Genomic DNA, 23,810 nt, shown 5'->3' with positions numbered 1-23,810 from the left:
CAGCGCCCCCCTCTGTCCTGCCGGACATCTCCCCCACATGGGGGGAGATCAGCAGCTTCGACGCTCCGCTCACGCCTGCGACGTTGGAGATTGGCTGGCGAAAGATGACGGCCAATCTCCCCTCTTGTGGCTCTTGTGGGGGAGATGTCCGGCAGGACAGAGGGGGGCGCGAAGGATCGCGACCTTCCGGAGACTATCTTCAGGCCCGAGCCTGCTGCGCTTCGGTCAGCGTCGCCTTCTGCCTCTCCACCCAGTCCTCAAGCCATTCATGGCTCTGCATCTCGATCAGCCGTGACGCTGTGCGCTCGAACTCGAACACCTCGGCGCCGCGCTTGGCCGTATACAGCTGCGGTGGCGGTGCAGCGGCGCTCATTACCAGCCGCACATGATGGTCGTATAGAGTGTCGATCAGCAGGATGAAGCGCTTGGCCTCGTTGCGCATGCCTTCGCCGAGCACCGGCACATGATCGATGAAGACGGTCGAGAAGCGGCCGGCAATCGCCAGGAAATCGCGGGCGCCGAGCGGTTTTTCGCAAAGATCGGCAAAGGAAAACCGCGCCGCTTCGCCGGCGGCACGCGGCACCACGACCTGCCGGCCCTTTACCGTCAGCATAGCCTCGGCCGCCGGCCTGCCATGCGTCATCACTTCCCAGGCCTCGTCGAGAACAGCATCGGCGGCGGCATCGGCGGGGGTGACATAGACTGGCAGGCGGCTGAGCTTGTCCAGCCGATAGTCCTTGTCGGCGTCCAGCGCCAGCACCTGCGCATGCCGCTCCAGGATGCCGATGAAGGGCAGGAAAAGCTTGCGGTTCAAGCCGTCGCGGTAGAGATCCTGCGGCGCGACATTGGACGTGGCGACCAGCACGACGCCGTTGGCAAACAGCGCCGAGAACAGCCGGGACAGGATCATCGCATCGGCGATGTCGGTGACGGAAAACTCGTCGAAGCAAAGCACCCAGGCTTCCTCGGCCAACGTGCGGGCCACCGGCGCGATCGGGTCGTCTTCCCTGACGGTGCCCTCTTTGCGCGCCTGCCGGTGCTTCTGGATACGGTCCTGCACATCGGCCATGAAGTCGTTGAAATGCACACGGCGCTTGCGCCTGACCGGCACCAGCTCGAAGAACATGTCCATCAGCATGGTCTTGCCGCGGCCGACGCCGCCATGGATGTAGAGGCCCTTGACGGGCTCGCGCGTCTCGCGCTTACGGGCGAACAGCCAGCCCAGCGCGCTCGATTTGTGCGCCAGCCGCTTTGCCGAGATCTCATCGATCAGCCGGTCGAGTGCCGCGACGATCCGCTCCTGCGCCGGATCGCGGTCGATCAGGCCTGACACAACCAGATGGTCGTGGCGCTGCCGGACGGTCGCATGGGTCTGAAGGCCGTCACGCAGATGCATCGGTCACGTCGTTCTAGAGCAATTCCAAGAAAAGTATGTCTCGGTTTTCCGTCGGATTTGCGTAAAAATAAATGGGGCGGGTCAGCCTCTTGTAAGCGAGATCGGCAGGCCGTTGGAAGTTTGGCCGTCGAATTTCTCTCCGCCCGAGGAATAGAGCCGTGCCAGCGTGCCGCCATTCTCGTCGTACAGCGTCAACTGCTTGCCGGCGACGTTCCAGGACTTAATGCCGTTGATCGGCGCCGGGCAATGCAGCGGCCCGGCCCGGTAGCCGGCGCCGAATTTGGTCTGTGGCGTCGCCACCTGGCAGCTCTGGCCGGAGACGCTGGCCTTCCACACGCCGGCGACGCTGGAGGCGGTAAGATCCGCAGCCCCGGCCGGAGCCGTCCCGCCCGGTGGCAGCGAAGCCACCTCGGAACCTTGCGGCGCCGTTGGAAATTTCGACGGGTCGGCAGTGCCGGGCGCCGCCGGCGGCGGCAGCTGATTTGCGGTCACCGTGCCGGAGGGCGCGGCCTCAAGCGGCGACGGCTGCTGGTCCATCGACGAGAATCGTGACGTTGAACAGCCGCTCGCAACGAGCGCGGCAAGCGATACGGCCAGCAGACCGGTTTTCGAAAAATTCATTTCAAACCTCCGTCGGATCCGGCTCGGGCTGCCGTCCGCACAATCTCCCATCACCAAGATGGAGAAGGTGGCGAAATTTCAACCCGATATGGTTAAAATACTTTTTGCGGCAGCATCTGTTGCAATTTTACCACAAAATACATGCAGCCTAAAAGCCTGCCCTGTAGGTCTGACAGAGGCGCGCAGCTGTTTTGCTGGACAGGCGTGCTCCTGGCATTCGGCCGCCAAATGCTTGCGCCAGCCGGGTCCGGTCCTATCTCTGATGAAACGGAACCCTGCCGGAGGCGAAACCTTGGCTGCGAGAAAAAGAGCCGCCAATCGCTATTACAGCGGCCCGCCGAGCGATCATTTCGACGGCACCTTGTTCTTCAATCCCAACGGCAAGCTGCCTGCCCGCTTTTCCGATCTTTTGAAGTGGCAGTTGGGCGGCGAACGCTCGAAATGGCCGGCGGCGAATCCAAGTCCGTTTCATCAGGCGACACCGGCCAAACGGATCGACGGCTCCGAACTGAGGCTGACCATGGTCGGCCATTCCTCGCTGTTCATCCAGACAGCCGGCCTGAACATTCTCACCGACCCGGTCTGGTCGCGGCGCGTCTCGCCGCTCTCCTTTGCCGGGCCGAAACGGGTCAATCCGCCGGGCATCGCCTTTTCCAACCTGCCGCCGATCGACCTCGTATTGGTCAGCCACAACCACTACGACCATCTCGACCTCGCCACGCTGAAGCGGCTGAAGACGAAGCACGACCCGCTGGTGCTGACGCCGCTCGGCAACGACGCCATCATCGACGATGGCGTTCCCGGCATGCGGCTTTCCGCGCATGACTGGGGCGAGCGGGTCGATATCGGCAAGGACGTCGCCGTCCATGTCGAGCCGGTGCACCACTGGTCGGCGCGCGGCACCCGCGACCGGCGCATGGCGCTGTGGGCGGGTTTTGTGGTCGAGACGCCAGGCGGAAAGGTCTATTTCGCCGGCGACACCGGTTTCCACGAGGGCATCAACTACCGGCTGATGGCCGAAAGGCACGGCGGCTTCCGCCTCGCCATCCTGCCGATCGGCGCCTACGAGCCGCGCTGGTTCATGGCGCCACACCACCAGAATCCGGAGGAGGCGGTGCAAGGCATGCTTTTGTGCAACGCCGCCCATGCTGCCGGCTGCCACTGGGGCACGTTCCGGCTCACCAACGAGCCGATCGACGAGCCGGCCAGAAAGCTGGGCGAGGCCTTGGATGACCAGGGCGTCCCTCGCGAACGCTTTCGCGCCCTGCGTCCCGGCGAGGTCTGGGACGTGCCGGCGGTCTAGACAGTCGACCGGCTTCGCCGCGCAGGGAATCCCAAGGCTTCCATGTGCCTGGCTATATAGGCGGCGTCGCGACCTACGTACGAGAGAAGGCCGGAGCCAAAGGTGTGCATCCAATGGAGGCCAAGAAAATACAAGCCAGGAAACGCTGTCACGCCACGCTGTTGAACGGGTGCACCGCGCGCATCGAAAATTGGCAAATCCATCCAGTTGTAGTCGAAGAGATATCCCGTTCCCCAGACAACCGAGCTGACGTTCTCGCCGGCAATATCGACTGACCGGGCATCGCCGATTTCCGCCGGGATTGGAGTTAGTGAAAGTTCATCGCTGTCGCGAATGTGGTCTGAGACTTCACGTTTGTCTGCCAACGTCTCCGCAGCGGAAACAAAATCGTCATAAGACTTGTCGGCTTCAGCCAAAATCTGGCAGGCATCGTCGGCAATCGACAGTTTTCCATCGGCGCATCCGAGCACACGTCCCAGCACCGTTCCGCCGTCGCGGGCGAAGCGGCGGACGTTCATATCGTAGCCGCCGTTGACGCCGGTTACGACCGTCGAGGGGGGATACCGCCGCTCCGGGAAACTGTCGATGGTGATCTCGAAACGTCCCATTTTGTCGAACCACCACAAAACATCCTTGCCGCGATAGCGCCGAGGCACCCGACGATGGGGGCTGAACGAAAGATAGACCTTGCGCCCGGATTGCTGGAGTTCATCGGCTATCTGGCTTCCAGATGCGCCGCTGCCCACCACAAGCACCGCTCCGGGGAGAAGCTCGTCGGGGCCGCGGTACTTCGAAGCGTGAACCTGATAAACGGATCGAGGCAAATTCCTGGCGGCAGCCGGAACCATCGAACGCTGGAACGGGCCCGTCGCCACAATGACATGGCGGGCTGTCATGCTGCCGGCGTTTGTGTCCAATGCATAATCGCCGGCATCCCTCTGCCAGAGCCTCGTGACTTCGACACCCTGGCGAACCGGAGCTGCAATTTTTGCTGCATAGTCCTCGATGAATTGCGAGATTGCGGTGTGATGGGCAAACCCTTCCGGCTCAGGGGCCTGATAAGAAAGCCCAGGAAGCTCAATCGACTGGTTGATGAATTGAAATCGAAGCGAATCCCAACGCTCCGTCCGCCAGCGTTCGGCAATACGAGCGCGTTCCAACACCACATGCTTTCGTTCATGCTGCTGAAGATAGTAGCTCATGGCGAGCCCCGCCTGGCCGCTACCGATGATGATCGTATCGCAACGTTCAGCCATTGATTAAAGACTTATCGAGCCGTCAAAACCCAACCATACGAGTGCCGACTTTCTTATCGTCGGCGAGGCGGCCATGCCCGCTACCATGTTGCCAGCTTTCGGTCGCTGGCCCTAGCAGAATCCAAGGAATTGGAACCCAAGCCATCGCAGACGCGTTTGTAGGCAGATCCACAACCGCCGGCTGCGAGGTTTTTCTCCTGATCAAATGGATCATGATTCTTCTGATCATCGCGGCCGCGGCGAGCCTGCTCGGCATGCCGGCGCTGGCCGGGGCCGCCGCCACCGGCGCCCGTATCCTCATCGGCATCGTGCTGATTATCTTCCTGCTGGTCATGCTCGGCGTCTTCGCGGTGGCGTAGACGCATCGGCCCGAAAATCGGAATCGATTTTCGGAAAGCACGATGCGCGGGTTCAAAGTGTCAGAGCGTACTTTGTGCGTCCAAGTGGACGCACGTCCCTCTGACGTCCGCACACTGGTAATTTCGGCCGGTATCCGCCATATAGGCGCCAAACCGGCATGAGACCTTTCGATCCATGGCAAGTACTGCCCCCTTCGCCAAGATGAACGGCATCGGCAACGAGATCATCGTTGCCGACATGCGCGGTCGCGCCGATCGGGTGACGCCGGCTGCCGCCCTTGCGCTCAATGCCGATGCGGCGACGAAATTCGATCAGATCATGGCGATCTACGACGCCAGGACTCCGGGCACCGCCTTTTTCATCGACATCCTGAATTCCGACGGAACCGGCGCGCAGGCCTGCGGCAACGGCATGCGCTGCGTGGTGCAGGCACTTGCCGCCGAGACCGGCCAGAAGACATTCGCCTTCGAGACCGTCGCCGGCATCCTCAACGCCGAAGAACATGCCGACGGGCTGATCTCGGTCGACATGGGCAAGCCGCGTTTTGGCTGGCAAGATATTCCGCTGGCCGAGGAATTCCGCGATACCCGCATGATCGAGCTGCAGATCGGCCCGATCGACGCGCCTGTTCTGCACTCGCCCTCGGTCGTGTCGATGGGCAATCCGCACGCTATCTTCTGGGTCGACCGCGACGTCTGGTCCTATGAGCTCGACCGCTTCGGCCCGCTGCTCGAAAATCACCCGATCTTCCCCGAACGCGCCAACATCACCATCGCACGGGTGACCTCGCCCGAGACGATGGTCATCCGCACCTGGGAGCGCGGCGCCGGCCTAACCAAGGCCTGCGGTACGGCGGCTTGTGCCGCCGTCGTCGCCGCCGCGCGCACCAGGCGGACCGGAAGCAGTGTCTCCTTGGTGACGCCCGGCGGCGGCTCCTTGCATGTCGAATGGCGCGGCGACGACCACGTCATCCTCACCGGCGCCGCCGAATGGGAATTTTCCGGCAGCTTCGATCCGTCGACCGGGGTGTGGGCCCGCGACACCGAAAGCGCCGCCTGATGGCTCCTCTTGCCAAGAAGGGTCCCGCTCTTTCCAGGGGCCCCACTCTTCCTAAAGGTGTTGACGTCGTCACCTTCGGCTGCCGGCTGAACACCTACGAATCCGAGGTGATGCGGCGAGAGGCGGAAAGCGCCGGCCTTGGCGCGCTGGAAGGCGGCGCCATCATCTTCAACACCTGCGCCGTCACCGGCGAGGCGGTGCGCCAGGCAAAACAGTCGATCCGCAAGGCCCGCCGCGAGAACCCGGCCACCCGCATCATCGTCACCGGCTGCGCCGCGCAGACCGAGCCGCAGAGTTTCGTCGCCATGGACGAGGTCGATCTCGTCCTCGGCAATGAAGAGAAGCTGAAGGCGCATTCCTATCGCGCGCTGCCGGATTTCGGCGTCAACGATACCGAGAAGGCTCGCGTCAACGATATCTTTTCGGTACGCGAGACGGCCGGCCACATGGTCGACGCCATCGAGGGCCGGGCGCGGGCTTTTGTCCAGGTGCAGAACGGCTGCGACCACCGCTGCACCTTCTGCATCATCCCCTACGGCCGCGGCAATTCGCGCTCGGTGCCGATGGGGGCCGTGGTCGAGCAGGTCGAGCGGCTGAGCGGCAATGGTTATGCCGAGATCGTGCTGACCGGCGTCGACATGACCAGTTTCGGCGCCGACCTGCCTGGCAGCCCGAGACTCGGCAAATTGGTCAAGACAATCCTGAAGCAGGTGCCTAGCCTAAAACGCCTGCGCCTCTCCTCGATCGATTCGATCGAGGCCGACGACGATCTGCTCGACGCCATCGCCACCGAGCCCAGGCTGATGCCGCATCTGCATTTGTCGCTGCAGGCGGGTGACGACATGATCCTGAAGCGGATGAAGCGCCGGCACAACCGGGATCAGTCGATCCGCTTTTGCGAGGATTTGCGCAAACTGCGTCCCGGCATCGTCTTCGGCGCCGACATCATCGCCGGTTTTCCGACCGAGACGGACGCGATGTTCGAAAAATCGCTGGAGATCGTCGAGGAATGCGGGCTGACGCATCTCCACGTTTTTCCGTTCTCGCCACGCGAAGGCACGCCCGCCGCGCGCATGCCGCAGCTTCGCCGCGAGGTGGTCAAGCAGCGCGCGGCACGGCTGCGCGCCGCCGGCGACGCCGCTTACCGCGGCCACCTTTCCTCGCTCACCGGAACGCGCCAGTCGATCCTGGTCGAGCGCGATGGGCTCGGCCGCACCGAAGGCTTCACGCTTGCCGCGATCTCTGCCGGCGCGCCGGGCGAAATCGTTGAGGCTGATATCGTCGGCCATGACGGTATCAGACTGATCGCGGCGCCGCTTGCCGCCCGCGCCGCCTGAGACGCAAAAACATGGCTGGTTTTCTCAAGAAGATATTTTCGTTCGGCAAGAAGGAAGTGGTCGAGGAGCGGATCGACGAGACCACGCCGCTGCCGCCGATCAAATGGGACGCTCTGGAGGCGCTGAAACCGGCGACGGAGCAGGCCGTTCCGGAATTTTTGAAACGCGAAGAGCCCCGGCCCGAGGCAGAAGCTGCGCCTCCGCCACCGGTCGAGGCGGAAGCACCGCCTGCGCCGCTACCGGCGCCTGTTGAAGAGGCCGAGCCCGCTCCGATCATTTCCCCCGAGCCACAAATCCAGCCGGAGCAGGCTTCGGTCGAGGAGCCAAAGCCCGAGCCCGCTCCTACCGTTCCGCCCGAGCCAGAAATCCAGACAGAGCCTGCTCCGGTCGAGGAACTGCGGCCGCCGGAGCCGGAGCCCGAAGAAATCCCGGCCGCTCCCGTCATCGCTGAGCCAGTTCCTGCACCAGAGCCGCAGGAAATTCTTGAGCCCGAGCCGCAGCCGCCAGAAATCGCCCCGTTCCAGCCGGAAAAACAGCCGGAGCCGGAGTCCGTCGAAATGCCGGCACCGCCCGCCGAGGCCCCCTCAACTGCGCCCGAGCCTGAGGCGCCGCCGGCCGAAATCCCGCCCCCCATTCGCCAGCCGGCGCCGATCGAGGCGAAGCCGGTGCTTGCCGAGATCGCACCCGAGCCGGAGGCCGTTCCGCAACCACCGCCGGAGCCAAAGCCGGCCCCCGGCAAGGTCACTGTAACCAAGAAGGTCGAGCAGAAAGCGGAGCCGCAGAAGGCGCCGGGACCGGGACCGAAACGCTCCTGGTTCCAGCGCATGAAGGAGGGGCTTGCCCGCTCTTCCCGGGAACTGTCCGGCAACATCGCCGGCGTCTTCACCAAGCGCAAGCTCGACGAGGACACGCTGCAGGATCTGGAGGACGTGCTGATCCGGGCCGATCTCGGCATGGAGACGGCGTTGCGCATCACCGATTCGCTGGCCGCCAGCCGCTACGGCAAGGACGTCTCCGAGACGGAAGTCCGCGCCATCATGGCGAGCGAGGTGGAGAAGGTGCTGACCCATGTCGCCATGCCGCTGGAGCTTGACCTCAGCCACAAGCCGCATGTCATCCTTGTCGTCGGCGTCAATGGCACAGGCAAGACCACGACCATCGGCAAGCTGGCGGCAAAGCTGACCGACGGCGGCCTGTCGGTGATGCTCGCAGCCGGCGACACATTCCGCGCCGCGGCAATAGAGCAGTTGAAGATCTGGGGCGAGCGCACCAAGTCGCCGGTCATCGCCTCCAAGCTTGGCGCCGATGCGGCAGGTCTTGCCTACGACGCGTTCGAACAGGCCAGGCAAGCCGGCTCCGACGTGCTGATCATCGACACCGCCGGGCGGCTGCAGAACAAGACCGAGCTGATGGCGGAGCTGGAAAAGATCGTCCGGGTGCTGGGCAAACTCGATCCGGAGGCGCCGCACACCGTGCTGCAGACGGTCGACGCCACCACCGGCCAGAACGCACTCAACCAGGTCGAGATTTTCCGCAATGTCGCCGGCGTCAACGGCCTGGTGATGACCAAGCTGGACGGCACGGCACGCGGCGGTATTCTGGTGGCGATCGCGGCAAAGCACAAATTGCCGGTCTATTTCATCGGCGTCGGCGAACAGGTCGACGACCTCGAACCTTTCTCCGCAAGCGAGTTCGCCAGGGCGATCGCTGGAGTGGCATAACAAGCATGATCCCAAGAAGTTGCAGACTTCTTGGACAGGATCTTGCGCAAGAAGGAAAGCCTATGAACCCGCGCATCCTCGAACGCGACCCGTCCGACCCGCAGAAACAGAAGAAGGAAGGCGTCAATCCGCTGCTCAAGCTGGTGCTGGAGCTCGGCCCGCTTATGGTGTTCTTCTTCGCCAACGCCCGCGGCGCATGGCTATCGCAGAAATTTCCGGCGCTGGCTGAGCTCGGCGGGCCGATCTTCGTCGCCACCGGCCTGTTCATGGCCGCGACCGCGATCGCGCTGATCGCGTCCTGGCTGCTCACCCGCACCTTGCCGATCATGCCGATGGTGTCGGGCGTCGTCGTCTTCGTCTTCGGCGCGCTGACGCTCTACCTGCAGGACGACATCTTCATCAAGATGAAGCCGACCATCGTCAACATGCTGTTCGGCGGCGTGCTGCTCGGCGGCCTGTTCTTCGGCAAGTCGCTGCTCGGCTATGTCTTCGATTCGGCGTTCAGCCTCGATGCCGAGGGCTGGAAGAAACTAACCTTCCGCTGGGGCCTGTTTTTCCTGTTCCTGGCCCTTGTCAACGAAGTGGTCTGGCGGAATTTCTCCACCGACGCCTGGGTTACCTTCAAGGTATGGGGAATCATGCCGATCACGCTTCTTTTCACCTTCAGCCAGATGCCGCTGATCATGCGCCATTCGCTTGAAGGCAAGACCGGAAACGAAGAGAAGGCCGGCAAGTAACGGTTAGGGAGAGGGCATGGAATTCGTCACCACGCGCGAAGAGCTGAGAACGATCTACAAGACGCCTCGGCCGACCGACGGCTCGATCCGCAAGGAACTGACGGCGTTGGATGGCCACAGCCGTTCCTTCATCGGCAAAAGCCCCTTCGTGCTGATCGGCTCCTCCGACGGCACCGGCAATGCCGATGTGACGCCGAAGGGCGACAAACCGGGCTTTGCCGCCGTGCTCGATGAGAAGACCATCGCCATCCCCGACCGGCCCGGCAACAACCGGCTCGACACCCTGGAGAACATTCTTCTCAACCCCTCGGTCGGGCTGCTCTTCCTCATCCCGGGCATGAACGAGACGCTGCGCGTCAACGGCGACGCCCGCATCACCGTCGATGCGGCTTTGCGCGAGCGACTCGCCGTTGACGGCAAGGAACCGCAAAGCGTCGTCCTGGTGACGGTCAAGGCCGCCTACATGCATTGCGCCAAGGCTTTCATGCGCTCCGATCTGTGGAGGCCCGAAACCTGGTACGACCGTGCGACGCTGCCGACGCTCGGCCAGATCCTGCGCGACCAGCTGGCGCTCGCCGAGACCGTCGAGGCGACCGACCGCTGGCTGGACGAAAGCTACAAGCAGACGATGTGGTAGGCTTTTCCCGACGCGATTCCAGACTGGCATCACCCTTGCTCAACATCCTGGCCATCTCTGGCAGCCTGCGGGCCGCCTCAACCAATTCGGCGTTGACCGTGGCCTTGGCGCAAAATGCGCCGACTGGTTGCCGCGTCGCCGCCTATGACGGGCTAGGCCGCTTGCCGATCTTCAATCCGGATGACGAAGGCGAACGGACACCGCCGGAAGCCTCAGTGCTGATCGATGCCGTAACCAGTGCCGACGGCGTCATCGTCTCCTGCCCGGAATACGCCCATGGTGTGCCGGGCGGGCTGAAGAACGCGCTCGACTGGCTGGTCTCACGCGACGCCGCTGTCGCCAAGCCGGCCATGCTGGTGCACGCCTCGCCGCGCTCGCTGTTTGCCCGCGCGGCTCTGGCCGAGATCATGCGCACCATGTCTTTCGCGCTCTATGAGGAAGCTGCGCTCGAAATCGCCCTGCTCGGCAAGAAGCCTCCGGAGGTGGAGGAAATCCTGGCGGAACCGGCAAACCGGCTGGCGATGCGCAGCGCCATTTCGGCCTTCGCCGACTTCATCCGCTCGCGTTAAGTGGCGGCCACCGTGCTTTCGTTGTCCCGGAGCGGAGCGAACGCGAACCGAGCATCGGCGATCCTTCGCGCCCCCTCTGTCCTGCCCTCTTTGCCACCACTTGGCATCTCCCCCACAAGGAGGGAGATTGGCCGTCATCCGCTTTCGCCAACCTCCATTGTTGAAAGACGGGCTAGGCGACGAAGCTGCCGATCTCCCCCAAGGGGCCTTGAGGGGGAGATGCCCGGTAGGGCAGAGGGGGGCGCTGTCCCGCAGGCCTCTTGCAAACTTCCGCGCCGCTGCCGTGCCCGTCGGGAGATTAGCCCTTCCGTCTCAGCGTCTCGACATCGGTCTCACCGACGAACCAGTCGCGCGCATTGACCTCCTCGAAGACCACCCAGACATCGTTGCTGGTCAGGCCGGTGGCACCGACGATCGCCGCGGTCACCTGGGCAGCGATCGCCGCTTTCTTGCCCGAGGGGTCATCGGCAATCACCTCCTTGACGAGGCGGATGTTCACGAATGGCATGGAGGCCTCCCTGGATGTTGCTTGACGGCCGCTCAAAATGTCTTGGCGCCGTTGACCATCAGCCGGACCATGTAGAGCGAGGTCGTGCCGGCGATGTAGAGGCAGTTCAGTTTGTTGCCGCCGAACACGCAATTGGCGACGACTTCCGGCACCTTGATTTTGCCGATCAGCGTCCCGTCGGGATCGTAGCAATGGATGCCGTCGGCGGCGCTGGTCCAGATCCGCCCTTGATCGTCGAGCCTGAAACCATCGAACAGGCCGGCCGTGCAGTCGGCGAAGACCTTTCCGCCGGAGACCTTCTTGCCACCCTCGTCGATATTGAACACCCGCATATGCGCCGGGTACTGCGTGCCATGGGTGCGGCCGGTATCGACGACATAGAGCTTGCTCTCGTCGAGCGAGAAGGCGAGCCCGTTGGGCCTGACCATGTCGGTGATCACCGCGTCGATCTCGCCGGTTCCGGGATCGGCCCGGTAGACATGGCAGGCGCCGATCTCACTCTCGGCCTTGTCGCCCTCATAATCCGTATCGATGCCGTAGGTCGGGTCGGTGAACCAGATCGAACCGTCGGACTTGACAACCGCATCGTTGGGCGAGTTCAGCCGCTTGCCGCGCCATTTGTCGGCGATGGTGGTGATCGAGCCGTCATGCTCGGTGCGGCTGACCCGGCGGCCCGAATGCTCGCAAGTGACCAGCCGGCCCTGCCGGTCGACGGTATTGCCGTTGGAATTGCCGGACGGCTGCCGGAACACGCTGACACTGCCGTCGGTCTCGTCGTAGCGCAGCATGCGGTTGTTGGGGATGTCGGACCACACCACATAACGGCCGGCCGCAAACCAGGCCGGCCCTTCCGCCCACCGGCATCCGGTGAACAGCTTGTCCACCTGCGCATTGCTGTTGAACAGCCGCGCAAAACGCGGATCGAGAATTTCGTAGTCTTCGGCGGCCATGGTTTCCTCCCGTTCATGCAAAATCGCTAGTGCCGGCGCGATCAAGCCAGCCGGCGATCAATATGGCAAGATCGTTGATGTCGGCCTCACCGCATCTTGAGACATCGGAGCAAAACGCGGCAAGGCCGACCTCGCTCAAATGATAGGGCCCAAATTGATGGCGCTCATGCGCGGTTAACCGGCTATGCGTCCAGCGCAATGGTGCATTGCAACATCTTCTTTTTGCAGTGCATCATAACTATGTCATGCTGCGTATCGATCAGGGAGGAACAACCTGCCGCAACAATGCGGCGCAGAAGGAACCTCGCTATGATTCTCGACAACCTCATGAGCCGCGCTCGCACCAGCATCGCCAAGCGCCGGCAATACAACCGCCTCATCGCCGAAATCGACTCTTTTTCCAGCCGCGATCTGGCCGACATGCGCGCCGACCGCAGCGAAATGCTCTACCAGGTCCACAAGCAGATCTACGGCTGAGGCGAACGCATGATCCCGAACCGAAGGTCAGCGCAGCAAAAAGTTGCAGACTTTTCGGACGAGATCATGCGCAACCAGAACTGTTTGATCGGCTTAGCCGATCCATTCGATCCAGCGGCCGTGGTAATCGCAACGGGCCAGGCGGCGTGTCTCGCCGCCGGGCCATAGAGTGAGGCTGAGCACCGCCCATGGCTTTGTGGGATCGCGCGGCTCCATCCTCAGCCTTGCGATAGGCGCAGCCGCCGTGGCCTGTCTGCCCGCCTGCTCCAGGGTGGCGGTGATGGCATCCTTGGTCGCCTGCGGCAGGTATTGCCACATGGTCGAATGATAGAGCACGAAGGTGCCGCCCTGCTGCCGCGTGGCCAGTGCCTTCTCGATAAAATCCGCCGCGTCCGCTTTGACAAGTAGCGGTGGAAACTTTTGGGCAAGTGACAGCGCGGCGTCGAGCCGGGCCAGCCGCGCTGCCTGATCGGCCCAGACGTAAGACCGAAGCCGTAAGCGCGCCGCTGCGTCGGCAACATCGATCGGCGCGATGTCGCAGCCGGCGCGATGGCGGACGTCGATCGCTCCACCAAGCGGCACAGCGAGGCCGCGCACCTCCGGTGCCAACCGCACGGGGGAGGCCGGGTCTCCCCACTCGGCATCGCGGTAAAGGTAGTGAAAGCTGTCGAACAGGAGATTGAGCCCGGCGCTGGCGCCGATCTCGCACAGATCCAGCGGCAGGCCGGTTTCCCGCGCCACCGTCAGAAATCCAGGCAGCAGCATCGCCGACCGGGCGATTTCATTGGTCTGCGGCGCGCCGGCGAGGCCGGCGATGATCTGATCGTCGGACCGCGCAATTACCTCCGGCAGCACCGCCGCGATCTCGGATTCGCGTGTCTGGTTGGGCGGATAGATCAGTGCCAGCTGCTCACTGGCACCCGTCAGGACCAACCCATGCAGCGCGCCGCAGAGCCGCAATGCGAGGCCGTCGGCGCGCGCGTCGCCCGGCCAGCCGAGCACCGCCTGCCCGGCCCTGGTGTTTGCGTCGAGAACCTTGGCCAGCGCACGGCATAAATTCGCGGTGAAGGGCGAGCCAAGTCCATCGCAGGCTTTCGCCTGAGCCAGAAGATGTTCGCGGATGTCTCGTTCGTCCATCGCGTTTCCGGTGTCTCAGCCGGGCGCGGCCAGCGCCTTCTCGATCTCCGGCAAAAGCAGCGTCTGTGCCGAGCCTGGCGTCAGCGGGCCGACATGTTTGTAGGCGATCTTGCCGTCCTTGCCGATGACGAAGGTTTCCGGCACGCCGTAGACGCCCCAGTCGATTGCTGCGCGCCCCGCCGCGTCGACGCCGATCGCCTGGAACGGGTTGCCGAGATTGCCGAGGAACCTGCGGGCGTTTTCCGGCTGGTCCTTGTAGTTGAGCGCGGCGATGACGAAGCGCTTGTCCTGCGACAACGCCAGCAGCACCGGATGTTCGTCGCGGCATGGCCCGCACCACGACGCGAAGACGTTGACCAGCGTGACATTGCCGGCGAACTGCTTGGAATCGAGCCCCGGCAAATTCATGCCCTCCAGCGCCGGCAGATTGGTCTGCGGCGCCGGCAGGCCGATCAGCGCCGATGGCACTTCCGAAGTGTCGCGACCGGACAACAGCTGCGTCAGGAACAGCCCCGCCAGCCCGAGGAAAATCAGCAACGGCAACAGCACGATCAGGCGCCGCCCGCGCGCCGGCGTTTCCGTCTCCATGCTCATGATTTCCCCGCCTTGTCGGAGCGCCGCCGCACGCCGGAAGCTTCCAGTTCGGCGAGGTCCCTCTTGCGTGCACGCTGGTCGAACAGGATCCAGCCGATCAGCCCGGCCAGAACCACGGCCGTGATGGCATAGGCAGCGGTCACATAAAGGGCGTGTACGCTCATATGGGTAGCTCCGCCGGCGCAAAAACTTTCAACCGGACCATTCCGCTTCGTTCGAACATGCCTTCCCTTAACCTTGCGCCATCGGCTTCGCAATCGACGGCAGCGCCGCAGCCTTTGACGTCAGGCGGCCGTCTAATTTAGTCCGCCCCATGACGCAGCGCCAGCGCTGCCGCAACCGGCCCCAGCACGGCAAGAAACAAGGTCAGCGCGGCGAGAATGAGGAAAGGCTGCAGGAACGGATCGGGGTTGGCCACCGCGCCATAGCTTGCCGAGACGCCGAAGATCAGCACGGGAATGGTAAGCGGCAGCACCAGCACCGAGATCATCAGCCCGCCGCGCGGTAGCGCCACCGCCACCGCCGCACCGGCAGCGCCGATGAAGGTGATCGCCGGCGTGCCGACCAGAAGGGTCAGCGCCGTGGCGCCGATGCCGATCGGCTCCATATTCATGAACAGGCCCAGCAAGGGCGCCGCGATGACCAGCGGCAGCACGCTTCCCGCCCAATGCGCCAGGCATTTCGTCAGCACGGTCAGCGCCAGCATCTGCCGTTCGTCGCCGAGCACCAGCAGATCGAGCGAGCCGTCCTCCCGGTCGGCCTGGAACAATCGGTCGAGACCGAGCAGGCAAGCGAGCAACGCGCCGATCCACAGGATCGCCGGGCCGATTCGGGCTAGCAGATTGAGGTCCGGCCCAACGCCGAAGGGGATCGTGGCGATCACCGCGAGAAAGAAGATCACTCCGGTCAGCGCCCCGCCGCCGGCCCGGATACTCAGGCGGATATCGCGCAGGAAGAGGGCTAGCATGGTGTGAGATGCCTTTGCCCAGGCACCCCCCTCTGTCCTGCCCTCTTTGCCACCACTTGGCATCTCCCCCGCAAGGGGGGAGATTGGATGGCACTTCGGCTTTCGCCAATCTCCATCCTTGAAAGATGAGCGCAGCGACGAAACCGCCGATCTCCCCCCTTGCGGGGGAGATGTCCGGCAGGACAGAGGGGGGTGGGCGGGAGCGCCGACATCAACCGGTCATCCTCAATTCTTGCGCCCCCCCAAGCCCCAGCGGCAGATGCGTGGCCGCCACAACGATCCCCCCGTCTTCAAGATGCTTCCGCATCAGCACGGCGAATCGCTCTTCCGAAGCCTTGTCCAGCCCGGCCGTCGGCTCGTCGAGCAGCCACAGCGGTCGCCGGCTGACCAGCAATTTTGCGATCGCCGCGCGGCGACGTTGCCCGGCGGAGAGATAGCCGAACGGCAGATGGCCGATACCATCAAGCCCGACCGTTTCCAGCGCCTGTTCAGCGCTCAAAAAATCTGCGCCCAAAAAATCGCGCCAGAAGCGCAGATTTTCCGCCACGCTCAGCGCCGTCTTCATCGCGTTCTGGTGGCCGAGATAATGGCAGGCCGAGGCTACCGACGGAAAATCCTCAGCGCCACCTTCGAGAAGCAAACGGCCTGCCGCCACCGGCAGCAGCCCGGCAACTACCCTGAGCAGCGTCGATTTCCCCGCGCCGTTCGGCCCGGTGACGATCAACGCCTGGCCTTTTTCCAGGGCAAAACCGATGCCGGAAAAAATCGTCTCGCCGCCGCGTTCGCCGCCCAGATTTTCGGCGATCAGCCGCATTCCTTGCCCGTCCCGAAAACACCGCGCCACGGCAGCTGCCGCATCGCACAAAATAGCCGTTCGACTGTCTAGAACTATTCCAGGAAATTCTCTATATCCGGGTCATCCGTGCCAGCGGTCGGCACGGGAAGCGAATTAGCGCCGAACCAGCGCACGCGCCGCCTTGAACGGCTCGGGTTGGCTGGGAACGGACAGCGGAAATGGCCGTACCCGCACCTTTGCGCGTGATTGCATGCCCATCGGCGTCCGTTCCCGTTCAGGCTGAACAGACAAGGACGGATCGCACGTGTCAAAATCCCTCGATAGTTTCAATTGCCGTCGCACGCTGACCGCGGGCGGCACCGACTATGTTTATTACGATCTTGTCGAGGCCGAGAAGAACGGCCTCACCGGCATCGGCCAGTTGCCCTATTCGATGAAGGTGCTGCTGGAGAACCTGCTGCGCAACGAGGACGGCCGTTCCGTCACCAAAGAGAGCATCCAGGCGGTCGCCGGCTGGCTGACCGACAGGGGCACCGCCGGCGTCGAGATTGCCTATCGCCCGGCCCGTGTGCTGATGCAGGATTTTACCGGGGTTCCGGCCGTGGTCGACCTGGCCGCCATGCGCGACGCCATGGCTTCGCTCGGCGGCGACCCGCAAAAGATCAATCCGCTGGTGCCGGTCGACCTGGTCATCGACCACTCGGTCATCGTCGATGAGTTCGGCACGCCGCTGGCTTTCGCCAGGAATGTCGAGCTTGAATACGAGCGCAACGAGGAGCGCTACAAATTCCTGAAATGGGGCCAGCAGGCCTTCCGCAATTTCCGCGTCGTGCCGCCCGGCACCGGCATCTGCCACCAGGTCAATCTCGAATATCTCGGCCAGGTCGTGTGGACCAACACTGAAGGCGGCGAAACCACCGCCTATCCCGACACCTGCGTCGGCACCGATTCGCACACCACCATGATCAACGGCCTTGGCGTGCTCGGCTGGGGCGTCGGCGGCATCGAGGCCGAGGCCGCGATGCTCGGCCAGCCCGTCTCCATGCTGTTGCCCGAAGTCATCGGCTTCCGCCTCACCGGCAGACTGAGGGAAGGCGTCACCGCCACCGATCTCGTGCTCACCGTCACCCAGATGCTGCGCAAGAAGGGCGTCGTCGGCAAGTTCGTCGAGTTCTTCGGTCCGGGTCTGTCCAACATGACGCTGGCCGACCGCGCCACCATCGGCAACATGGCGCCCGAATATGGCGCCACCTGCGGCTTCTTCCCCGTCGACGGCGAAACCATACGCTACCTCACCATGTCCGGCCGCGAGGAAAACCGCATCGCGCTGGTCGAGGCATACGCCAAGGCGCAAGGCATGTGGCGCGATACCGGCTCGGCCGACCCGGTCTTCACCGACCTGCTCGAGCTCGATCTCGGCGATGTCGTGCCGTCGATGGCCGGCCCCAAGCGTCCGGAAGGCCGGGTCGCACTGGAAGACATTCCGGCCGGCTTCGCCAAGGCGATGGAGACCGAATACCGGAAGGCCGCCGAAATCGAGAAGCGCTACGCCGTCGAAGGCACCAACTATGATCTCGGCCATGGCGATGTCGTGATCGCCGCCATCACCTCCTGCACCAACACCTCGAACCCGAGCGTGCTGATCGGCGCCGGGCTGCTGGCGCGCAACGCCAACCGGCTCGGGCTCAAGCAGAAGCCATGGGTCAAGACATCGCTGGCGCCGGGCAGCCAGGTCGTCGCCGAATATCTGGAGAAGTCCGGCCTGCAGAAGGAACTCGACCAGATCGGCTTCAACCTGGTCGGCTTCGGCTGCACCACCTGCATCGGCAATTCCGGCCCGTTGCCGGCGCCGATCTCCAAGACCATCAACGATAAAGGTTTGATCGCTGCCGCGGTCTTGTCCGGCAACCGCAATTTCGAAGGCCGCGTCTCGCCCGACGTGCAGGCGAACTACCTCGCTTCGCCGCCGCTGGTCGTCGCCCACGCGCTGGCCGGGACCGTGACCAAGGATCTGACCTCCGAGCCGCTCGGCGAGGACCGTGACGGCAACCCGGTCTACCTCCGGGACATCTGGCCGAGCTCGGTCGAGATCCAGGAGTTCATCGAGAAGAACGTGACGCGCGAACTGTTCGCCCGCAAATATGCCGACGTCTTCAAGGGCGACGAATACTGGCAGAACGTCAAGGCGCCGGAAGGCCAGACCTACGCCTGGGACGACCATTCGACCTATGTGCAGAACCCGCCCTACTTCGCCGGCATGACATCAGGCTTCGGCACAATCGGCGACATCAAGGGCGCCCGCGTGCTCGGCCTGTTCGGCGACAAGATCACGACCGACCACATCTCTCCGGCCGGCTCGATCAAGGCGGCCTCGCCGGCCGGCAAGTATCTTACCGACCATGGCGTCGGCGTCGCCGACTTCAACCAGTACGGCACGCGGCGCGGCAATCACGAGGTGATGATGCGCGGCACTTTCGCCAACATCCGCATCCGCAACCACATGCTGGGCGAGAACGGTCGCGAAGGCGGCTACACCATCCACTATCCGTCGAAGGAAGAGAGATCGATCTACGACGCCGCCATGGAGTACAAGAAGGAAGGCGTGCCGCTGGTCATCTTCGCCGGTGTCGAATACGGCAACGGCTCGTCGCGCGACTGGGCGGCCAAGGGCACCAAGCTGTTGGGTGTTCGCGCCGTCATCTCTCAGTCATTCGAGCGCATCCACCGCTCGAACCTGGTCGGCATGGGGGTCATCCCCTTCGTCTTCGAGCAGGGCACCTCATGGGCCTCGCTCAACCTCAAGGGCGACGAACTGGTCGAGATCGACGGACTGAGCGCCATCAAGCCGCGCCAGAAGATGGTCGCGAAAATCACCTATGGCGACGGCACGGTGAAGAACATTCCGATCATCTGTCGCATCGATACGCTGGACGAGCTCGACTACTTCAAGAACGGCGGCATCCTGCAATATGTGCTGCGCGACCTGGCAGCATAGAGAGGGGAGTACGGGAGTAGGGCAGTAAGGGAGTAGGGAAGACAATACCTATTCCCCTATTCCCCTATTCCCCTATTCCCCTATTCCCCTATTCCCCCATTCCCCTATTCCCCTACCGAAACGCGCCGCCGCCGCCAGCAGCACGCCGAGCATCAGCCCATTGAGGATGTGCCACAGGAAATGCGTGCCGAGCGGGAAGCTGCCGCAGACCAGCGGATCGATAATCCTGAAGATAACCGACACGACGAAGATCGCCGAGCCCGCCAGATTGTACCAGCCGGCGCGGTTGCCGCTCGCCGCCACTATGACGCCGAAGAAGGCGAGCGCCAGGAAGGGCGGCAGATAGCCGGTCGTGCCGTTCGATGCCTGGCGCAGCCAGTCCGGCACGGCCCAGGTCAACAACCCGGTGACGGCATAGAAGGCGACGAAGATGGCGACCGTCTTGCCCCATTTCATGCCGAGGAACCGGCGCAGGTTGAACAGCGTGTAGGCCAGCGTGAACCCGGCGATCGGCAGCACGTCGGCCCAGACCGTGCCGTGGTTGGCAAAGGTGTGGAACAGCGCCGAGCCGATGCCGATCGCCACCACCCACCAGGCCAGCACTTCGGCGAAGATGCCGGTGCCACGCCGGCGCACCTCCCGGACACCCCACAGGCCGGCGACAAGAAAAGCCAGATTGGTCAGTGCGTTGACCGGCTCGGCCCAGAGCCCCGGCCCGACCCGCTCGCAGTACAGGTCGACCGGCGTCAGGAGAGTTTGCCACATGCTGATTGTCGCCCGAATCGGTATCTACCCTGAAGTGTAGCCCGTCCATTGCGCCCTTGCAGTTGGTTACAGCGGTAAAATTTCACCGCAACGTGACTTCCCGTTGACTGCCGCTTCTGCCACATATTTCGCCAATCAGAATAAAGCCGGCCATCACCGGCGGGAGTCGAAACGGCTATGACACCTCGAAGACCATTGCGGCTTGCGGCATTGGCGCTGGCCCTCTCGGTGTTTGCCGGCGCTGGACTTGCCGGCAATGCGCTTGCCGGCGAGGCCGACAAGCCCCAGGCTGACAAACCTTTGGGCGTGGTCGAGCTCTTCACCAGCCAGGGTTGCAGTTCCTGCCTGCCGGCCGATGAATTCTTCGCCGAGCTTGCCACCAAGGAGAACATCGTCGCGCTCGCCTATCATGTCGACTACTGGGATTATCTCGGTTGGAAGGACACGCTGAGCCGCAAGGAGAACACCGAGCGGCAATATGAGTATATGCGCGCCTTCGGCAGCCGCTCGGTCTATACGCCGCAGGCCGTCATCAATGGCCGCAGCCATGTCAACGGCGCCCGCCGCAAGGAAGTCGACGGCGCGCTCGCCCGCATGGAAAGATCCGGCGAAGGCATGCGGGTCAGCATCAAGGTCAGCCGGACCAGCGACCGCGTCATCATCGACGCCGGCGATGCCGGGACCGGCCCCAGCGATGCCCATGTCGTCATCGTCTATTTCGACCCGCCGCAGACGATCAAGATCGGCAAGGGCGAAAACACCGGCCGCAGCATGACTTACTGGAACGCCGTCTCCGGCATCCAGACCGCCGGCATGTGGCACGGCAAGGCGCAGCGCTACGAATTGCCGATGAGCGTGATTACCAAGAAAGGCGGCTGCGCCGTGCTGCTGCAATCGGTGGGCAAGGACGGCATGCCGGGTCCCATCCTCGGCGCCGCCTTGATCCACAAGCCTTGAGCGGGGACCTCTCCTTCTCCCCTTGTGGGGCCCAAAGGGCGGGCGAGGCCCGCGACTCGCCCCGGGTGTGGATCGGCGCGCAGCGTCGAGACGGATGAGGGGGTGCTGGAAGGAATGAGGCGGCGGCGATTTCAAGCAAATTGCCAAGCTGGAACACCCCTCATCCGACCTCGCGGAGCCTGTCCTCGGGCTTGCCGAAGGCAAGACCCGTGGGCGAGGGCACCTTCTCCCACAAGCGGAGAAGGGAAGGCCGCGCGCATCACCCGGACATTAAAAAACCGACGTCAGCTTGCTTCTGACGCCGGTCATTTAGGTTTTGGGATCGTCGCACCCGATTTTTCCCAAGGAAAAACCGAGGTTGGTTCGATCCGACGCAGACCCGTGGGCGGGGGGCTTGGGGTTTACGAGCCAGTGCCGGACCGAACCGTCTCAGGCAACACCCGTAAATTCGTCGGACATTGGGGCATTAGCGCGGATAAAAGAAGGCCGAATTGTGGCGAAGCATCACCAATTCCAACGGGCGTTTTATAAACGTGACTGGACACCGGGGAAACGGTGCGGCGCCGCCTTGTTCGGCTGGGCTTGCAATTCCACGGCGAAAGCGCCAACTTTGGTTGGCGTGAGATTCATTCGAAGGGATCGAGGCATGACTGATCACGGCAGCGGGACGGAGGATGGGGACGCATCCGCAATACTGATCCCGCTGCATGAGGCAAGACACGAACGCCTCGACCAGCCGGTGCGGTTCGACCGGCGTGAATTGGACCAGATCCTGAGGCTTTACGGGCGCATGGTCGCCGCCAATGAATGGCGCGACTACGCCATCGACCAGCTCACCGACCGCGCCGTCTTTTCCGTCTTCCGTCGCACCAGCGAGGTGCCGCTGTTCCAGATCGTCAAGGATCCGAAGCTGGCGCGCCGGCAAGGCGCATTCGCCGTCATTGCCGCCGGCGGCCGCATTCTCAAGCGCGGCCAGGAACTTGGCCGCGTGCTCGGCGTTTTCGACCGCACGCTGAAGCTGGTCGAGGCCTAACTACTTATTGCTGCTGGCGGAATCTCCGTTCCGGCAACGAGTTGGGATCGGGCGGAACCAGAGCTCCGTCATTGATCGGCAGTTGCATGAACACCGTGTCGAGCCAGCGTCCGTGCTTGTAGCCGGAGCCTTCCAGGCGGCCCGAATGACGAAAGCCGAGCTTTTCATGCAGCCGCACCGAGGCACTGTCCGGCCGACCGTCGCCGATTACCGCGATGATCTGGCGGAAGCCCGCCGCCTTGGCCGCCTCGATCAGCCCTTGCATTAGCTTGAGCCCGATGCCATGGCCCTTGGCCTCGGGCGCGACATAGACGGAGTCCTCGACGACAAAACGGTACGCAGGCCGCGGCCGGAAGGCGCCGGCATACGCATAGCCGAGCACAATGCCGTCTTTTTCCGCCACCAGATAGGGAAAGCCACCCGCCATCAGACTATCGAAGCGTTGGCCCATCTCGGCGCGATCAGGTGGTTCCAGCTCGTAGCTCGCCGTGCCATGGGTCACCGCGTCGGCATAGATATCCGTGATCCGATCGAGATCGGCCGAAGTCGCGGCGCGTATTGTGATGCTGCTCATAATTTATGCACGTCAATCATCTGCCGGCCATTTCATCAAAGACCGGGGCAGAAGAAAAGGGCGGCCGTTGGGCCGCCCTTTCCAAACTCACTGGTCCAGGGACTTGCCTTAAACCATGATCCCGAAAAGTGGGAACCGGTTTTCGGAAAAGATCATGGTCAAACAAAAAGATAGAGCTCCATCCCGACTTTATCGGGATGGACCCGGCTCTATCGGCGGTCGCCCATGAACTGCAGCAGGAACATGAACAAGTTGATGAAGTCGAGATAGAGCCTCAGAGCGCCCATGATCGCCTTGCGGCCGGCGACATCAGTCTCATCGCCCTCGAAATACATCTCCTTGATGTTCTGCGTGTCGTAGGCGGTGAGACCCGAGAAGATCAGCACGCCGATCGCCGAAACGGCGAAGGAAAGCGCCGACGACTGCAGGAAGATGTTGATCACCATCGCGATGATCAGACCAACCAGGCCCATGACCAGGAACGAACCGAACGCGGAAAGGTCGCGCTTGGTCGTGTAGCCGTAGAGCGACAGTCCGCCAAAGGCGGCGGCGGTGGCGAAGAAGGTCTGCGAGATACTGGCGGTGGTGTAGACCAGGAAGATCGACGACAGAGACAGGCCGACGAGGCCGGCATAGACCCAGAACGTCGTCTGCGCGGCCGAAACGCTCATCGACTGGACACGGAACGACAGGAACATCACCGCTGCCAGCGGGGCAAAGATCACCAGCCATTTCAGCGGCGAACCAAAGATCGCGTAGCCGAAGGAGGTCAGCATGTCGCCATTCGGCAGCGTGGCGACCGCCGAAGCCGGATCAGTGGTGGTGGCCAGCATGATCGTTCCGACCGCGGCGAGGCCGGTGATGAGGAGGCCAAGCCCCATCAGATTGTAGACCTTGATCATATAGGCGCGCAGGCCCTGGTCGATAGCAGCATCGACGCCGGCGCCGGGCACGGCACGCGTCTGATAATTGCGAACGGGTTCAGCCATGGAAATCCTCATATTGCTTCTGCCCCGTCCGGTGTCCGGCCCATTTGGACCGCGGCGCCGCTGGCGGGGCTC

Annotated in this window: 25 protein-coding genes; 12 read left to right on the top strand and 13 right to left on the bottom strand. The window is 63.2% G+C overall.

Annotated elements, in window-relative coordinates; translation table 11 throughout:
• Positions 1–199 precede the first annotated feature (199 nt).
• Positions 200–1,396, bottom strand: coding sequence for a cell division protein ZapE (zapE, locus tag AC0NIE_RS05400; RefSeq protein WP_473485941.1), 1,197 nt, complete (start codon positions 1,394–1,396; stop codon positions 200–202).
• Positions 1,397–1,477: 81 nt separating this feature from the next.
• On the bottom strand, positions 1,478–2,017 hold the full coding sequence (locus AC0NIE_RS05395) for an AprI/Inh family metalloprotease inhibitor (RefSeq protein ID WP_473485942.1): 540 nt from the start codon (positions 2,015–2,017) through the stop codon (positions 1,478–1,480).
• A gap of 262 nt (positions 2,018–2,279) precedes the next feature.
• Here AC0NIE_RS05395 and AC0NIE_RS05390 point away from each other — a divergent pair, with 262 nt between their 5' ends.
• Positions 2,280–3,320: an MBL fold metallo-hydrolase gene (locus AC0NIE_RS05390; RefSeq protein ID WP_473485943.1), complete on the top strand. Its 1,041-nt coding sequence runs from the start codon at positions 2,280–2,282 to the stop codon at positions 3,318–3,320.
• Here the strand turns inward: AC0NIE_RS05390 and AC0NIE_RS05385 are convergent.
• Positions 3,317–4,576 carry a flavin-containing monooxygenase gene (locus AC0NIE_RS05385; RefSeq protein ID WP_473485944.1) on the bottom strand — a complete coding sequence of 420 codons (1,260 nt, stop codon included), beginning with the start codon at positions 4,574–4,576 and terminating at the stop codon, positions 3,317–3,319. The genes AC0NIE_RS05390 and AC0NIE_RS05385 overlap by 4 nt on opposite strands.
• A 197-nt stretch (positions 4,577–4,773) precedes the next feature.
• Between AC0NIE_RS05385 and AC0NIE_RS05380 the strand changes: the two genes are divergently transcribed.
• The 7 genes from AC0NIE_RS05380 (at position 4,774) to AC0NIE_RS05350 (ending at position 10,996) form a co-directional block, all read left to right on the top strand.
• Positions 4,774–4,935 (top strand): DUF1328 domain-containing protein, encoded by a 162-nt coding sequence (locus tag AC0NIE_RS05380; protein ID WP_473486015.1) that lies wholly within the window; start codon positions 4,774–4,776, stop codon positions 4,933–4,935.
• 175 nt (positions 4,936–5,110) lie between these two features.
• Positions 5,111–5,995 carry a diaminopimelate epimerase gene (dapF, locus tag AC0NIE_RS05375; RefSeq protein WP_473485945.1) on the top strand — a complete coding sequence of 295 codons (885 nt, stop codon included), beginning with the start codon at positions 5,111–5,113 and terminating at the stop codon, positions 5,993–5,995.
• On the top strand, positions 5,995–7,332 hold the full coding sequence (mtaB, locus tag AC0NIE_RS05370) for a tRNA (N(6)-L-threonylcarbamoyladenosine(37)-C(2))-methylthiotransferase MtaB (protein ID WP_473485946.1): 1,338 nt from the start codon (positions 5,995–5,997) through the stop codon (positions 7,330–7,332). Before dapF ends, mtaB begins: the two co-directional genes overlap by 1 nt.
• Positions 7,333–7,343: 11 nt before the next feature.
• Positions 7,344–9,053, top strand: a complete 1,710-nt coding sequence (gene ftsY / locus AC0NIE_RS05365; protein ID WP_473485947.1) for a signal recognition particle-docking protein FtsY — start codon at positions 7,344–7,346, stop codon at positions 9,051–9,053.
• Positions 9,054–9,115: 62 nt separating this feature from the next.
• Positions 9,116–9,790: a septation protein A gene (locus AC0NIE_RS05360; RefSeq protein WP_473485948.1), complete on the top strand. Its 675-nt coding sequence runs from the start codon at positions 9,116–9,118 to the stop codon at positions 9,788–9,790.
• Between the two features lie 16 nt (positions 9,791–9,806).
• Positions 9,807–10,427, top strand: coding sequence for a pyridoxamine 5'-phosphate oxidase family protein (locus AC0NIE_RS05355; protein WP_473485949.1), 621 nt, complete (start codon positions 9,807–9,809; stop codon positions 10,425–10,427).
• 35 nt (positions 10,428–10,462) lie between these two features.
• The gene (locus tag AC0NIE_RS05350; protein WP_473485950.1) at positions 10,463–10,996 is read left to right on the top strand and encodes an NADPH-dependent FMN reductase; all 534 of its coding nucleotides are present in this window, start codon (positions 10,463–10,465) and stop codon (positions 10,994–10,996) included.
• A 298-nt stretch (positions 10,997–11,294) separates the two neighbouring features.
• Here AC0NIE_RS05350 and AC0NIE_RS05345 read toward each other — a convergent pair whose 3' ends face one another.
• Together AC0NIE_RS05345 and AC0NIE_RS05340 are read right to left on the bottom strand one after the other, a co-directional pair.
• The gene (locus AC0NIE_RS05345; RefSeq protein ID WP_473485951.1) at positions 11,295–11,504 is read right to left on the bottom strand and encodes a tautomerase family protein; all 210 of its coding nucleotides are present in this window, start codon (positions 11,502–11,504) and stop codon (positions 11,295–11,297) included.
• A gap of 32 nt (positions 11,505–11,536) precedes the next feature.
• Positions 11,537–12,454 (bottom strand): SMP-30/gluconolactonase/LRE family protein, encoded by a 918-nt coding sequence (locus tag AC0NIE_RS05340; RefSeq protein WP_473485952.1) that lies wholly within the window; start codon positions 12,452–12,454, stop codon positions 11,537–11,539.
• Between the two features lie 309 nt (positions 12,455–12,763).
• On the opposite strand from AC0NIE_RS05340, the gene AC0NIE_RS05335 reads away from it, so the two are divergent.
• Positions 12,764–12,931, top strand: coding sequence for a hypothetical protein (locus tag AC0NIE_RS05335; protein ID WP_084646772.1), 168 nt, complete (start codon positions 12,764–12,766; stop codon positions 12,929–12,931).
• Between the two features lie 93 nt (positions 12,932–13,024).
• Here the strand turns inward: AC0NIE_RS05335 and AC0NIE_RS05330 are convergent, their stop codons facing one another.
• The 5 genes from AC0NIE_RS05330 to ccmA form a co-directional block, all read right to left on the bottom strand.
• A complete protein-coding gene (locus AC0NIE_RS05330) occupies positions 13,025–14,068 on the bottom strand; it encodes a DUF2332 domain-containing protein (protein ID WP_473485953.1) in 1,044 nt (347 codons plus the stop codon).
• 15 nt (positions 14,069–14,083) lie between these two features.
• Positions 14,084–14,662, bottom strand: coding sequence for a DsbE family thiol:disulfide interchange protein (locus AC0NIE_RS05325; RefSeq protein ID WP_473485954.1), 579 nt, complete (start codon positions 14,660–14,662; stop codon positions 14,084–14,086).
• A complete protein-coding gene (gene ccmD, locus AC0NIE_RS05320; protein ID WP_029349414.1) occupies positions 14,659–14,826 on the bottom strand; it encodes a heme exporter protein CcmD in 168 nt (55 codons plus the stop codon). The genes AC0NIE_RS05325 and ccmD overlap by 4 nt, the downstream gene beginning before the upstream one ends.
• 137 nt (positions 14,827–14,963) lie before the next feature.
• A complete protein-coding gene (gene ccmB, locus AC0NIE_RS05315; RefSeq protein WP_473485955.1) occupies positions 14,964–15,629 on the bottom strand; it encodes a heme exporter protein CcmB in 666 nt (221 codons plus the stop codon).
• Positions 15,630–15,840: 211 nt separating this feature from the next.
• Positions 15,841–16,443, bottom strand: a complete 603-nt coding sequence (ccmA, locus tag AC0NIE_RS05310) for a heme ABC exporter ATP-binding protein CcmA (protein ID WP_473485956.1) — start codon at positions 16,441–16,443, stop codon at positions 15,841–15,843.
• Between the two features lie 286 nt (positions 16,444–16,729).
• Between ccmA and acnA the strand changes: the two genes are divergently transcribed.
• The gene (acnA, locus tag AC0NIE_RS05305) at positions 16,730–19,420 is read left to right on the top strand and encodes an aconitate hydratase AcnA (protein WP_473485957.1); all 2,691 of its coding nucleotides are present in this window, start codon (positions 16,730–16,732) and stop codon (positions 19,418–19,420) included.
• 72 nt (positions 19,421–19,492) lie between these two features.
• On the opposite strand, the gene AC0NIE_RS05300 is transcribed toward acnA, so the two are convergent.
• On the bottom strand, positions 19,493–20,185 hold the full coding sequence (locus tag AC0NIE_RS05300; protein WP_473485958.1) for a ceramidase domain-containing protein: 693 nt from the start codon (positions 20,183–20,185) through the stop codon (positions 19,493–19,495).
• A 177-nt stretch (positions 20,186–20,362) separates the two neighbouring features.
• Between AC0NIE_RS05300 and AC0NIE_RS05295 the strand changes: the two genes are divergently transcribed.
• Entirely contained in the window at positions 20,363–21,142 is a 780-nt protein-coding gene (locus AC0NIE_RS05295) for a DUF1223 domain-containing protein (protein WP_473485959.1), read from the top strand.
• A gap of 646 nt (positions 21,143–21,788) precedes the next feature.
• Positions 21,789–22,175 carry a DUF2794 domain-containing protein gene (locus tag AC0NIE_RS05290; protein WP_473485960.1) on the top strand — a complete coding sequence of 129 codons (387 nt, stop codon included), beginning with the start codon at positions 21,789–21,791 and terminating at the stop codon, positions 22,173–22,175.
• Positions 22,176–22,179: 4 nt separating this feature from the next.
• Here the strand turns inward: AC0NIE_RS05290 and AC0NIE_RS05285 are convergent, their stop codons facing one another.
• Together AC0NIE_RS05285 and AC0NIE_RS05280 are read right to left on the bottom strand one after the other, a co-directional pair.
• A complete protein-coding gene (locus AC0NIE_RS05285) occupies positions 22,180–22,749 on the bottom strand; it encodes a GNAT family N-acetyltransferase (protein WP_123148774.1) in 570 nt (189 codons plus the stop codon).
• A 209-nt stretch (positions 22,750–22,958) separates the two neighbouring features.
• Positions 22,959–23,738 (bottom strand): Bax inhibitor-1/YccA family protein, encoded by a 780-nt coding sequence (locus tag AC0NIE_RS05280; protein WP_258121335.1) that lies wholly within the window; start codon positions 23,736–23,738, stop codon positions 22,959–22,961.
• Positions 23,739–23,810: the final 72 nt, after the last annotated feature.

The sequence above is a fragment of the Mesorhizobium sp. WSM4842 genome (assembly GCF_055901575.1).
Note: the sequence above shows the minus strand (reverse complement) of the source record. Positions and strands in the feature narration are given on the sequence as shown.